The 12652-nt window shown below is 43.3% G+C and carries 13 protein-coding genes, 1 other RNA gene and 1 pseudogene; 11 read left to right on the plus strand and 4 right to left on the minus strand.

All coding sequences use genetic code 11. The features are described 5' to 3' along the window. Positions 1 to 25 precede the first annotated feature (25 nt). From ACPUYX_RS13750 to ssrA, 7 genes are all read left to right on the plus strand, one after another. Positions 26 to 1594, plus strand: coding sequence for a cobyric acid synthase (locus ACPUYX_RS13750; RefSeq protein ID WP_426380210.1), 1569 nt, complete (start codon positions 26 to 28; stop codon positions 1592 to 1594). Between the two features lie 10 nt (positions 1595 to 1604). Then, entirely contained in the window at positions 1605 to 2564 is a 960-nt protein-coding gene (gene cbiB, locus ACPUYX_RS13755) for an adenosylcobinamide-phosphate synthase CbiB (protein ID WP_426380211.1), read from the plus strand. Positions 2565 to 2851: 287 nt separating this feature from the next. Continuing rightward, positions 2852 to 4342 (plus strand): cobyrinate a,c-diamide synthase, encoded by a 1491-nt coding sequence (locus ACPUYX_RS13760; protein WP_426380212.1) that lies wholly within the window; start codon positions 2852 to 2854, stop codon positions 4340 to 4342. A gap of 5 nt (positions 4343 to 4347) precedes the next feature. Further along, the gene (locus tag ACPUYX_RS13765; RefSeq protein ID WP_426380213.1) at positions 4348 to 4905 is read left to right on the plus strand and encodes a cob(I)yrinic acid a,c-diamide adenosyltransferase; all 558 of its coding nucleotides are present in this window, start codon (positions 4348 to 4350) and stop codon (positions 4903 to 4905) included. Beyond that, entirely contained in the window at positions 4905 to 5822 is a 918-nt protein-coding gene (locus ACPUYX_RS13770) for a GHMP kinase (RefSeq protein WP_426380214.1), read from the plus strand. The genes ACPUYX_RS13765 and ACPUYX_RS13770 overlap by 1 nt, the downstream gene beginning before the upstream one ends. Positions 5823 to 5829: 7 nt before the next feature. After that, positions 5830 to 6900: a threonine-phosphate decarboxylase CobD gene (gene cobD, locus ACPUYX_RS13775; protein ID WP_426380215.1), complete on the plus strand. Its 1071-nt coding sequence runs from the start codon at positions 5830 to 5832 to the stop codon at positions 6898 to 6900. A 419-nt stretch (positions 6901 to 7319) separates the two neighbouring features. Continuing rightward, positions 7320 to 7670, plus strand: a transfer-messenger RNA (tmRNA) gene (gene ssrA, locus ACPUYX_RS13780). A 520-nt stretch (positions 7671 to 8190) separates the two neighbouring features. Here the strand turns inward: ssrA and ACPUYX_RS13785 are convergent. The 4 genes and pseudogenes from ACPUYX_RS13785 to ACPUYX_RS13800 all read right to left on the minus strand — a co-directional run. Beyond that, positions 8191 to 8679 (minus strand): annotated as a pseudogene (locus ACPUYX_RS13785) (recombinase family protein); the annotation flags it as partial. A gap of 105 nt (positions 8680 to 8784) precedes the next feature. Continuing rightward, a complete protein-coding gene (locus ACPUYX_RS13790; protein ID WP_426380216.1) occupies positions 8785 to 9183 on the minus strand; it encodes a recombinase family protein in 399 nt (132 codons plus the stop codon). A 102-nt stretch (positions 9184 to 9285) separates the two neighbouring features. Further along, entirely contained in the window at positions 9286 to 9699 is a 414-nt protein-coding gene (locus tag ACPUYX_RS13795) for an ImmA/IrrE family metallo-endopeptidase (RefSeq protein WP_426380333.1), read from the minus strand. Between the two features lie 108 nt (positions 9700 to 9807). Further along, positions 9808 to 10059: a hypothetical protein gene (locus tag ACPUYX_RS13800; RefSeq protein ID WP_426380217.1), complete on the minus strand. Its 252-nt coding sequence runs from the start codon at positions 10057 to 10059 to the stop codon at positions 9808 to 9810. Positions 10060 to 10151: 92 nt separating this feature from the next. Here ACPUYX_RS13800 and ACPUYX_RS13805 point away from each other — a divergent pair, with 92 nt between their 5' ends. The 4 genes from ACPUYX_RS13805 to ACPUYX_RS13820 all read left to right on the plus strand — a co-directional run bounded on the left by ACPUYX_RS13805 (position 10152) and on the right by ACPUYX_RS13820 (position 12478). Then, positions 10152 to 10475 carry a hypothetical protein gene (locus tag ACPUYX_RS13805; protein WP_426380218.1) on the plus strand — a complete coding sequence of 108 codons (324 nt, stop codon included), beginning with the start codon at positions 10152 to 10154 and terminating at the stop codon, positions 10473 to 10475. Positions 10476 to 10794: 319 nt separating this feature from the next. Then, positions 10795 to 11037 (plus strand): hypothetical protein, encoded by a 243-nt coding sequence (locus ACPUYX_RS13810; protein WP_426380219.1) that lies wholly within the window; start codon positions 10795 to 10797, stop codon positions 11035 to 11037. 4 nt (positions 11038 to 11041) lie between these two features. Further along, positions 11042 to 11359: a hypothetical protein gene (locus ACPUYX_RS13815; RefSeq protein ID WP_426380220.1), complete on the plus strand. Its 318-nt coding sequence runs from the start codon at positions 11042 to 11044 to the stop codon at positions 11357 to 11359. Between the two features lie 417 nt (positions 11360 to 11776). Then, positions 11777 to 12478: an ATP-binding protein gene (locus ACPUYX_RS13820; RefSeq protein WP_426380221.1), complete on the plus strand. Its 702-nt coding sequence runs from the start codon at positions 11777 to 11779 to the stop codon at positions 12476 to 12478. Positions 12479 to 12652 lie beyond the last annotated feature (174 nt).

Raw genomic sequence — 12652 nt, forward strand, 5'->3', positions numbered from 1 at the left:
CCACCTTAGAAAAGAGGGTGAGGATATGTCTCCAGAGAAACAAACAGCGGCCAGGCTCATGGTCCAAGGAACCTCCTCCAGTGTGGGAAAAAGCGTGTTAGCGGCCGCTTTCTGCCGGATCTTTTATCAAGAAGGTTATCGGGTGAGTCCCTTTAAAGCCCAAAATATGGCGCTTAATTCCTTTGTCACCGCAGCTGGGGGAGAAATGGGCCGGGCGCAGGTGGTTCAGGCCCAAGCGGCTGGAGTCGATCCCGATGTACGCATGAATCCGATTTTATTGAAACCCAGCGGACCCAAAGGTTCTCAAGTTGTCATTATGGGAGTATCCCAAGGGAATGTGACAGCTCTGCGCTATCATGGGGAATACCAGCGTTTGACCTGGCCTCATGCCCAAAAGGCTCTGCATGAATTGCTCAATGACTATGAAATCGTTGTCATCGAAGGGGCAGGGAGCCCGGCGGAAGTAAACCTTAAATCCAATGATATCGTGAACATGCGCGTAGCCATGGAGGCGAAGGCCCCTGTCCTGCTAGTAGCTGACATCGACCGCGGCGGAGCTTTGGCCTCTGTGGTGGGGACCTTAGAATTAATAGAACCGGAAGAACGGGCTTTGATTAAGGGAATTATTTTCAATAAATTTCGGGGGGAACTGGCTCTTCTCCAGCCGGCCTTAGATTTCATTGAAGAAAGAACAGGGATACCTGTAGTCGGCGTCGTTCCTTATTTTAAAATACGCATTCCCGATGAAGATTCCGTAGCCATCAGTGAGGCAGCGGAAAAGCCTCACATGTCCACCGCTGATCAGTTGGATATTGCAGTTATTCGCTTGCCCTATATTTCTAACTTCACTGATTTTGATGCCTTGCAGGACGAGTCTGATGTTTCCGTCCGTTATGTTACGGAACTTGGCAATTTAGGCCGTCCGGATTTAATCATTATTCCCGGCAGTAAAAACACCCTCGCAGATTTGCGCTTTTTACACGAAAGCGGCCTAGGAAATCAGATCTATAAGGATTGGCAAGAGGATCTTCCCATCATCGGGATCTGCGGAGGCTACCAAATGATGGGGCGTTTGGTGAAGGACCCTCTCCATACGGAATCCGATTTGGAAGAAGTGCCCGGACTGGGAATTCTCCCCATGGTCACTGAATTTTATCCTCAAAAACATACGGTCCAAAGTAAAGGAAACATCCAATCCACAAGGAGCTTTTTTCAAGGTTGTACCGGAGAGTCTGTAGCAGGTTATGAGATTCATATGGGACGTTCCATACCCGATGAAGGTCAGGAACCGCTTTTTGAGTTAACGTCTAACGGGGTATCATATGACGACGGATTACAGTCAAGGAATGGGTACGGAACATATTTACACGGGATCTTTGACAATGATCATTTAAGAACGTCTCTTCTGAATTGGCTTTGGCAGCGCAAAGACCGCACGCGCCCCTGCGCAGCGACTGAGTCTCAGGCAGCCCTGAGGGAATCGGCTTTCAATGAATTAGCAGATCTCGTGCGTCAAAGCGTTGATCTTGAACGTATTCGCAGGATTATGGGATTGACACCAGTTGAACAATCATCCCCTAAAGGAAATAGCTAGGAGAAGGATGATGACAGAAATTCCTTATCTCACGCTTACCGTTTTTCTCGGTTTTGTTTGCGATCAAATGATTGGTGACCCGCCAAACTGGCCTCATCCGGTGGTGATGATCGGCAAAATTATAGCTTTTTTAGAAGGAAAGCTTAATCATGGACCTGGAAACTCAAGGCGGAAAAAGGGTGTTTTGCTCACAGTTTTAGTTGTAAGCGGGAGCTATCTAGTGACATGGGTCATTATTTATGGAGCAAAGGCAATCCATCCTCTGCTGGGCTTCGTTATCAGCGCCTATTTTATTTTTACAACACTGGCCGGCAAATCTCTCCCAGATGCGGGACAAAGTGTTCTAAGCCCCTTAGAGCAAGGCAAGATGGAAGAGGCACGAGTCAAACTGTCTTGGTTTGTCAGCCGGGATACATCCAATCTCAGTGAAAAGGACATTGTTCGGGGTACGCTGGAAACACTGGCTGAAAACTTCGTCGATGGGATTCTCTCACCGCTTTTCTACGCGGCACTGGGGGGGGCTCCTCTGGCAATGGCTTTTAAAGCGGTCAGTACCTTGGATTCTATGGTTGGATACCGCAATGAACAGTATGAAGATTTCGGCTGGTTTTCTGCCCGCACAGATGATTGGGCCAATTATATCCCCGCACGTTTATCTGTTTTCTTCCTGCTCTTATCAGGATGGTTCCAGAGACTTCCCGTCAGACGGGCCTTTAAAATCTGGCGGCGAGATGCCTCAGGCCATCCGAGCCCTAATGGCGGAAACCCGGAAAGCATTGTGGCCGGATTATTGGGAGTACAGCTTGGCGGCATCAATATCTATCACGGCCGCCCGCACCACCGGGCAGAAATGGGGGATGTCTTGCATGATTCGAACTTTAAAGACATTATCCTTTGTCAAAAGCTTATCAGATCAGCGACTTGGTTGTCCTTGCTTCCGGCACTGGGTTTAGCTTATTGGTTACGGTAACGGAAATATTAGCAGTTAGTTTCTGATCAAAGTGCGAATCAAAGTTCGGATGAACAGTTGTTTAAGCCCTTCATTAAGCTCATCTAATTTGCTTGGATTCATTTTTATAAAGATTTATCAAGATCTATCAAGATGGAATTTATCCAGTTGGCTTTCTGAAAAGATCCTTTTTGGAATGTTAATCCTAACATTTACTCCAATATGCTAGAGGACAAGTGATGTCATTCAGCAATTAAATTTCATGAACTATAATAGTTCTTAGAATTAAACATAAAGGGGGCGGCGACGTGAAGATTCCTCGCATAGTCCTGGCAGGTACACACAGCGGCGTGGGCAAAACTACTCTGGCTACAGGATTAATGGCAGCGTTAAGTAAACGCCAGCGTCCGATTCAAGGGTATAAGATCGGCCCCGATTATATTGATCCCAGTTATCATGCGGCTGCGACCGGGAGACCATCACGCAATCTTGACCGCTGGCTTCTGGGAGACCGTCTTCCTTCCGTTTTTCTGCAAAGTTCACAGGAACGCTGGGCAGTGATCGAAGGTGTCATGGGAATGTTCGACGGTATGAGCGGAACCGCCGGTTTTGGAAGTACCGCCGATGTGGCGAAACTCCTCAAAGCTCCGATAATACTGATTATTGATGCTTCTTCCATGTCCCGAAGCGCAGCAGCTTTGGTGCATGGATTCAAAACCTATGATCCTGAGGTGAGTCTTCAAGGTGTCATTCTGAATCGTGTTAAGTCACCGGCCCAGGAAAAAATAATTCGAGAGGCCCTTTTAGAAGTTGAAATCCCTGTACTTGGAGTCCTACCCAAAGAAACATCACTTCACCTGCCGGAGCGGCATTTGGGATTAATTCCTGTTGGAGAAGGTGGCTTGCTGGAAGGATTCATTGAGTCCCTCTCCGAATTTATGCAAAAGTACCTTGATCTTGAGCAGATCGAAAAAATTATGCTGCAAGCTCCTGATTTTCCAGAAACCATTCAAGCTGACATTAATAATTACAAAGATAAGTTATCCTTTGGATTTAATCGTGGTATCGATGCCTTAAACCATATCGGCACGATTAAGAATAGTAATCAGGATAAGGGCGAATTTGGATACGCAAATCGTAAGGGTCACTTGGACTTGAAGGTATCCGACCATAAATTTCGTTTAGGGTTAGCTTGGGATGAGGCTTTCTTGTTTTATTACCAGGATGCTTTGGACCTTGCCGAAGGCCTGAACTGTTCTCTTATACCCTTTAGCCCATTGCATGATCAGGCTCTGCCGGACGACCTGGATGGGCTCTTTCTCGGAGGTGGTTTCCCCGAGCTGCATCTCCAAGAGTTGAGTGATAATATTCCCTTTCTTAACTCCCTGCGCAGCTTTGCGGCAAGCGGGAAACCCATTTATGCGGAGTGCGGCGGCTATATGTACCTGGGGAAATCGATCACAAGTTTTGAAGGAACAGAACTCCCTATGGCCGGTCTCATTCCCATGAAAGCAGAAATGACAAAACGCTTGCAAGGTATAGGTTATCGCAGAGGCGTTTTCAGAGAAGATAATTTTCTTGGACCCAGGGGAACCGTGGTTCAGGGTCATGAATTTCATTACTCACGAGTTACCTACGAATCAGAAGTTCCGACAGTTTACGAACTGTTTAAAGGAGAACAACCGGATCGCCTGGAGGGATATGTGCGGGATAATCTTATGGCTTCTTACCTTCATCTCAACTTTGCCGGACAGCCTGAATTAATGCAGCATTGGTTTACCTCTCAACGGAGGGGATGATAAAAATGATTACAGTCTACACGGGTCAGGGCAAAGGGAAAACTACATCTGCGATCGGGGACGCATTATTAGCCTATTCCGAAGGTAAAAAGGTTCTCATGGTGCAATTTCTAAAGGGGAGTACGTATAGCGGCGAGCTTATGGCTCTTAATCGGTTGGGAATTCCTCTTGTTCAGTTCGGTGTAGGATGTCGTTGGTCAGGAATGATTCGCACCGGACTGAAACATTGTACAGGATGTGGTGAATGCTTTCGCCAAAATCGCGACCCGGAGATCGCCAATGGACTTGTCAATATGGCCTGCGATTATGTTATTAAAGAAGCTAAAAGTAATTGCTATGATCTCATTATTTTAGATGAAGTCAGTCATGCTCTTAATAAAGGCTTTTTAAACTTCAATCGACTGCAGGAACTTATTTCAGCTAACACTCAAATGCGCTGGATTCTAACCGGCAGGGGAATGCCCGAAGCAATAGAACCTTGGGTAGATTCCTGGTGGGACTTAAACTCAATTAAACATCCTTTCGCTCAAGGGGTACACAGTCGTAGGGGGATTGAATATTAATGAATTTCTCTGTCGGTTTAGCCCGGTGTCCGGGAACATGCGGGGAATGGGTGCAAGGGGCTCACGATGGAGTCCCATTTCTTGTCGATTGTCCTGTCGATCGCTTTGCGGAGATCAAAGTGACCCTTAACCCGCTTAGCGGCCAATGGGATCTCCCTATACAAAAAACGAAAGTTCTTCAGGTATTGGAATTGCTCAAGGAAGATTTGGGCTTGCAAACGTTAGGTGGACAAGTCGAATTTCTTCAGCAGCTTCCGGAAGGGAAAGGAATGGCCAGTTCAACGGCTGATATTTCAGCTGCTGCCGCAGCTCTTTTACTGGCCTTAGATCAAAATCCTGCTCCTGAGCACGTGATGAAATTAGCTTTGCGCATAGAGCCAAGTGACAGTGTGATGTTTCCCGGTATTACTGCCCTTGAACATGTTCAAAGACATAACTATCGCTTTCTGGGATCTTCCATACCCGCTTTGTTTCTAGCTCTGGATTGGGGCGGTTCAATCGATACTAAAGCCTTTAATGCCCGTCCGGGACTCGGAGAACATTACCGTCGCTTTGAAGGTACGATTCAAAGAGCCTACAGATTAGCTTTGGAAGGAATTGAGCAGGGGGATATCGAAAAATTAGCTGTATCCGGGACAATAAGTGCTCAATGCAATCTTGAGATAAATCCCAAACCTCAATTTAAACCGTTTCTTGATTGGGTTCTGCAAAACGGTGGCTTAGGCGTGGTAACAGCTCACAGCGGAACGTTGCTGGCCGGAGTTTTCCCAGCCTCGGAATCCGTTGATCGGGCACTTCGCAGCCATCTGCAGCGTGAAGTTCAGCAACGATTCAATCCTGTTTATCTCGATGTCTTTAACAGCCATCCTGGAGGAATTATAACCAAGAATCTAAAGTATACAGAAAATGCGGGGTGACATCATCGTGCACGGCGGTAATCTTAGAAAAGCTCAGGAAAACTATGGTTCACATGACTTTATAGATTTGTCGGCAAATATTAACCCCTTTGGACCTCCACAAGGCGTATGGGAGTCACTAAAAGAAGGTCTAAGGGAAATTGTAAGTTATCCCGATCCAGAATGTTTGGCCTTGAGAACAGCCCTTGCAAGTCATTTAGAGCTTCCTCTTGAGGAAATAATGGTCGGTAACGGTGCCGGGGAATTAATCTTTACTATCGTAAATGCCCTTAAGCCCCGCAAAGTAGCTATCCCGCTGCCAACCTTTAGTGAATACGAACGAGCAGCTCGATCGGTGGGAGCTGAGGTGTGTTATATCACTTTGGGAGCAGAAGGCTGGAACGGCTGTCAATTCACTGAAGAACAATGGTCCGAAACGTTAAAGGACTGTGATCTATTATTTCTATGTTCTCCTCATAATCCTACCGGAAGTGTCTTGCAACTGGAACACTTTGCACGAATCCTTAAGCTGTGCGCAGAGATTGATTGTAAAATTCTCTTCGATGAGTCCTTTTTTGATTTTCTACCATCTGGGCAGTATACCTCTGCTCGCACTTATTTGACCAACTATAAACATCTCATTGTTTTATATTCCTTAACAAAGTTCTACAGCATCCCCGGATTGCGTTTAGGGGCTGCATTTGCTGATCGATCATTGTTAGCCCAATTTGAAGGCTTTCGCGATCCCTGGTCGGTTAATACCCTTGCTCAAAAAGCCGGGATTTCAGCACTTAAGGATCAGAAGTATTCGGAAGAAGTACGAAATAAGATCGAAGAAAGCCGATCCTATTTTTATCACGAATTTGAAGCGGCTTGTTTCCCTTATCTGCGGATTTATCTCTCGACAGTGAATTTTGCGTTGATTGAGGTTCTAGACTCTTCCATTTCTGAATTAATCCCTTATCTTGGGATGAGAGGAATTCTTGTACGCGATTGCCGCAATTTTGCCGGTTTGAAGGGGGATTTTATCAGAGTTGCTATTAAGGATATCTCAGCCATGCAGAAATTGATTGAAGCTCTTAAAGGTTTCTACCTATAGTTAAAGGATTTCCGTGATAGTAGTTCTAGCGAATAATTAAGATGCCTTGGAAGAATCACAGGCGAAAAAACCCTTAAGATTTTGTTATCCTATTCTGGATACGTATTCTTTTGAGTTTAAGCTCTACTTGTAGTAAAGGTCTTAATTTTTAAAGTAAACTGCCTACGGTTGTTCTCCGTTAAATAATGGTTGAGAAACTTAAAATATGTTTTGTTTACCTGATTCTTTACATAATTGAGATTAATCGTTTATCTTTAATTCTTATTTATTTTGTATCGTAATTTATAGGGCTTAAAGTAATCTTTATAATTATATTTTTAAATGAAATGGTTTAATTGGTATAAAAATGTTTTAAAACCATAAATCTTTAGCTTGGAATTAAGCTTAAATGTGTTATACTGTGCAAGTAACATTCAAACGGGGGCGTTTTAGACTCGCTCGGGGAAGCGATAGCAAAGGTTGCGCGTCGAGATTCCACCTGGTCTCGTTAAACGGTGGACACAAATAGTTAACGAAGATAATTTCGCTCTAGCTGCCTAAGTGCCGCTAGCATCCTGCCTTCTGACCTACGGTGAAGGGTCAGGGTGTCAAATTAGTAGGACGCTCTAATGTCAATGCTCGGAGACATTAGCTAAGATCATCGAGCTAGCCTGAAATGAATCCTTGCCTTTAGGAGTTATGACCGGCGAAGTTTAAAATAAAGGCTAAACGCGTAGACGCTTTTGTGGTTGCTCTTCGATACAGGGGTGCAATTCCCCTCGCTTCCACCAATGGCACACCTAACATATCGAACTTGACTTTAATGTTAATGTCAAGCTTTTTATCTTCAGAGAAAAAGAAGACTTTAATAATATCAACATATTCCTGAATGACCGCCTTTTGATCTTTTGGATTATCAGACAGAAGGTCGGTTTTTCTATTTTCCAGGACTTTTATAATTGCCGCATCATCAATTTCTGGAGTTCGCTGAATAACTTCAATTTGAGCCAACTGAGAAGCAAGGAAATCCTTCTTATCATTGGCTTCTTTTATTTTTGACGCCAAGATATTTCGATCAAGAATACCATCCCCAATAACATCGATCCAGTTATTTATCTTAGAATCAAGAGCGGTAATTTCCTCTTTAATTGGAGTAGCATCATTAGATACTTCGCCTTGTTTTTCTCGATATAACTTTTTAACTTTTTCTACGATTCGCTGGATTGCTTCAGGAGAAAAACAAATATCAATTAATTTTTCAATGATAACATTCTCTAGAAGTTTTTTGGGAATTCCTTTGTTTTCGCATTTACCCGAGCATTTATAATAAGCATATTTTCTACCACGACTTGTATAAGATTCCCCAGATATTTGACTACCGCATTGAGAACAGAAAACTAAGCCGCTTAGAAGATATACTTCTTTCGCCCTCAATCGGGCCTTTTCGCTATTGCTTTCTCTTTTCTTCAATTTTGCGTTCACCCTTTCCCAGAGATCCTCTGGCATGATAGCCGGGATAACACCTTTAAGTATAATTTGCTCTTCAATAGGTTTTTTTAGATGGGTATTTCTTTTGCCTGATTCGTCCTTGGAGGAGCTAACATTCCACGCATAATCTCCCTTGTATTTGGGATTAGCCGCCCACGTATCAAAACTTGTAATCTTAAACTCATCACCCGTGGAGGTTCTAAATCCAGCGTGATTTATCCTTCGAGCGATCTCAGCTCGCGTTAAGCCAGCATCAAGGCCTTCAAAATACATTTGAACTGCCTTATATCTCTTTTCGTCGATCTCATACATACGCGTTTCCGGGTTAACCTTAAGTCCATAAGCCGGACGCCCGCCGTTATGGGTTGCATTTATCGCATTTTCCTTGAGTCCTTTTCGAACTTCACGAGCGAGGTTTTAGCTATAGTATTCAGCCATGCCTTCTAGAACAGATTCAAGAATAACAGACTCAGGGGAATTGTCCAATTGTTCTAAAACGCTTTCTAACCTGATCCCATTAAGTTTTAGCTTTCTTTTGTAATGTGCTGAGTCATATCGATTCCTTGCGAAACGATCTAGCTTGTGGACAATCAACACCTCGTAAGCCCCTAACATACTTTCTTCAATCATGCATTGGAAGTTAGAACGATTATCCGTTGTAGCACTCTTGGCCTCATCGGCATATCTTTTGACCAATACATAGCCTTTTTTGTTGCAGTATTCTTCGATGGCTCTTTCTTGAGCCGCGATAGATTTCTCACGTTGGTTGTCACTGCTATATCGGGTATAAGATGCTGCACGGATAATTCTATTCATTGAATTGGCCTCCTTTCTAGCTTTATAGAACATAAGTTCTATAAAAAGGGTAAAAAAATATAGGCGCAGATGGGTTCTGCAAATTTCTATTTTCTAATGCATTTATGAGTAGTATCTTGTCATTTCAATTGGAACTTTATTTTTAAGGAAAAACTGCTCAATAGTCTCGCCTGAGTTTATATCTCCATTGAATAAAAGCAATTGAACAGCGAATTTGTTTGCTTGACTTTCGAATTTATCGGCATTTAAAAATGAATATTCATCTATAAAAAATCGGTTCAATCCTCTATGGAGCCTATCATGCGCCAGCTCGTGAGCACATATGAAGCGCTGCCAATGATTATTAAGGCTAGAGTTAATCACGATAAATCGTCGTCTGAGCTTACTATAATAAATCCCACGCGTATGTTCACCAAGATCAGCATATCGGATATGAACACCTAGATGTTCGGCAATGGTGAAGGGGGTGTTGGTTTTATACTTACGAATTAATGTATGTATAAAAAAAGAAGAGATTGCTTCAAATTTTGTAAGCGTTCTCTGTCAAGAACAACTTACCTTCAACGGAGCAATCTCGATATTAAAAAGTGCTGAACTTATTATCATGCAGTCTAAATTTGCGACTTAATCTGGTTTCTCGGGTTTAGGTTTCTTTGGCTTGTAGGTAGCGTTTGGGTTAGAGTCATTCAATACTCTTATCCGCATCTTTTCCCCTAATGAGCACCTTGTATTCGCGATAGCTCCTGCTAAACATGCAAAGCTGATTTCCCCATAGGACTTGCAGATATTGATATTATGACAATCCTGTTTATAAACATGTTTTCCTTTTTCATCTTGTTCAATTGGATCGGACAGATTGTTGCCTATCAGACTCATTGATTTCATCTCCTTCCTGTATGGATTGGCTTGTCTAATATCAACTTCGACGCAAAAAAGGAATTATCCTGTAAATATTTAGCGAAAGTGAGGTGAGAAAGATAAAAGTAGCACGTGTATTCCCGCGAATCACCAAAGCAACCCCAAACGATGAACTAGCTTTCTATGATTGCCCTCCAATGTTCATACCGGACATAGATGAAGTTCACATTTCGGTGGCGTTCACCTATGACGTTCCTAAGGCAGAATGGTTAGCTAAACAATGGGAGGCAGCAGGGTTACCGGTGAAGATTGGCGGACCAGCCTTCGACGCTCCAGGCGGGGATTTTATCCCAGGAATGTATATCAAGAAAGGTTATGTAATTACGTCTCGTGGATGCCCAAATAACTGTTGGTTCTGCAGAGTGCCGATCTGACAGCTTTCGCGGTAGCATTTCGGACTTCAGGCGCTATTTAAAAGCTCAACGCATTCTCTTGATAGTCGGAGTCATTGCTTAAGGAGGTAAGCCCCAGGGTACTCAAGCAAGCATCCCAAACATGTTACTGTGGTCTACCCATGGAATTCCCAGATGCTGAAGTCAAGACAAAATGCTTATGTGGCGCTCTTTGGGTTCTAGGCCCAGAAGGTTATTGGTACTCATCTAGATCCGTTACTCAAACAACCAAAACGAAACAAAGCCGCTATGAACGGTATATGTCCAGAAGGAACAAAAGAAAGGGAAAAGGAGGGAGACGATGATTAAAAAGATCACTAAGTCAATCTGCAACTTGATTCACTGTAAGCTTAAGTTCTACCGCGATGAATGGAAGAAGCGCCAGGAACGAAAAAAGTTCTCTGAGTTTATGCGGATCAGTAATTCTGTTCGCACTAATGAGAAAGAGGCTGAAGTTATCGTCGACTATCTTGATACGCAAAGGATTGGTCATATTGGTGTCAATCCAACGATTATTAGGCCATTTGGCTTAAAGAGGGAGTGAAAGGATGTTTAAGGGCTATTGTTTCATAGAGAAAGACGGGCAGTATTGCCCGCCAGTTGATCTTAAGGACGCTAACGAAGTTTATTCGTACGTTACTCTTCAGAAAAAACTCTTCCCCGAGGTCCGAATAACGGATGAAAGTGATTTTTGTGTGGTTCATGCCTTAGACGGAAAAGTAGTATTTCCGCTAGAATGGGTTGCATTAGAGAAGATGATGGAAGAAAAAATGGCCGTCATGAACACAAAAAAGGCCTCTGCGCCAACAGAGACCGCTAAACAATATTCTCACCAAGATTGTAACATGGATTCCTCAAAAATTTAACCGTTAGTCTCCTTTCCCTTAATTGAACTTGGCCCTTATTGCAAAAACTGTCTTTGCTTTAAATGCAAATTCCTTGGGGATTGCCATCTTGATTTGCCCTCTACAGTTTATCACTGTTATAACGAATGCAGAGGATCGGCGGCTAAGCGTATTTGTAATTATCATGTTGAGAGGTGTTTGGTATGACAATTAAAAATTCTGTTATGCCAAACAGGAAAACTCGAAACTCTCGGACGAAAGCCAAGCAACCTTGTAAGTGCCTAAGTTGCGCTCAGCCTTGGAAAGAAAATTGCGAAGGTCTAGCCATACTGGTATGTGGTGAAGAAGCGTGTTTCCTAAATTGAGATTACTGTACATCCCGGCCAAATTGCGGGGCTTATGTGCCGATTAAGGTAGTTGTTTAAAGATAAGAAGAGAATGAAACAAATATTACTCTCCAAAATGGAGATAAAGAATTTCAAAGGAATAAGAGAGTTTACCCTTGATACCCAGGATAAAAATGCATTTATCTTTGCCAGAAACGGCAAGGGAAAGTCAACCCTTAGAGACGCATGTCTATGGTGCCTGGCAGGCAAGGATGGTCAAAATCGAACTGAGGGTAAAGGTGGGTTTGACATTGAAACATTCCAGCCTGGCACGAACGAGCCGATCCATGGCATTGACCATGTTGTCGAGGTTGCACTCTTGGTTAACAGTAAGTCGATTAAGTTCAAGCGCCTTTATGCCGAGAAATGGACGAAAAAACACGGAGCCCTTGAAAAAGAACTGACAGGACATACCACAAGTTACTGGATAGACGATGAATCCATGAACCAAAAGGAATATCTGGCCAGAATTGCAGGCATCATCCAAGATGATCTATTTCGATTACTAACCGATCCATATTTCTTTAATAATGATAAATATTTCCCCTGGGACAAGCGTAGAAAACTGCTTATGGAAATGGCTGGAGGGCTCTCGGATGAGGAAATCCTGAATTCTGATCCAGAACTCCAAAGGCTTAAAACCGCCCTTGATGGCAAGTCGATTGATGCCTTTAAAAAAATCGTTGCTGAGCGATTAAAGCTCCTAAAAAACAGCAGGACGATATACCTTCCCGGATCGATGAGCAAACTATGATTTTAAACCGTGAGGCTGGCATTGATTACAGCGAAACAGAAAAGTCAAGCGAAATAAAGACCCCGGAGATAAACCTCCGAGGCAACCCTCTGACAAGTATGACAATTTCTATTTGTGAAGTGAATAATGGAGCAGGGGTTAAATCGCTAAGTTAAACTTTTAATGATTAATGCG

The sequence above is a fragment of the Desulfosporosinus sp. SYSU MS00001 genome, from assembly GCF_049943955.1.
Taxonomy (GTDB): domain Bacteria; phylum Bacillota; class Desulfitobacteriia; order Desulfitobacteriales; family Desulfitobacteriaceae; genus Desulfosporosinus.

Coding starts and splice junctions, on each gene's coding strand:
- ACPUYX_RS13750 (WP_426380210.1), top strand. CDS start 26: ATGTCTCCAGAGAAACAAACAGCGGCCAGGCTCATGGTCCAAGGAACC.
- cbiB (WP_426380211.1), top strand. CDS start 1,605: ATGACAGAAATTCCTTATCTCACGCTTACCGTTTTTCTCGGTTTTGTT.
- ACPUYX_RS13765 (WP_426380213.1), top strand. CDS start 4,348: ATGATTACAGTCTACACGGGTCAGGGCAAAGGGAAAACTACATCTGCG.
- ACPUYX_RS13770 (WP_426380214.1), top strand. CDS start 4,905: ATGAATTTCTCTGTCGGTTTAGCCCGGTGTCCGGGAACATGCGGGGAA.
- ACPUYX_RS13790 (WP_426380216.1), bottom strand. CDS start 9,183: ATGAATAGAATTATCCGTGCAGCATCTTATACCCGATATAGCAGTGAC.
- ACPUYX_RS13800 (WP_426380217.1), bottom strand. CDS start 10,059: ATGAGTCTGATAGGCAACAATCTGTCCGATCCAATTGAACAAGATGAA.
- ACPUYX_RS13810 (WP_426380219.1), top strand. CDS start 10,795: ATGATTAAAAAGATCACTAAGTCAATCTGCAACTTGATTCACTGTAAG.
- ACPUYX_RS13815 (WP_426380220.1), top strand. CDS start 11,042: ATGTTTAAGGGCTATTGTTTCATAGAGAAAGACGGGCAGTATTGCCCG.
- ACPUYX_RS13820 (WP_426380221.1), top strand. CDS start 11,777: ATGAAACAAATATTACTCTCCAAAATGGAGATAAAGAATTTCAAAGGA.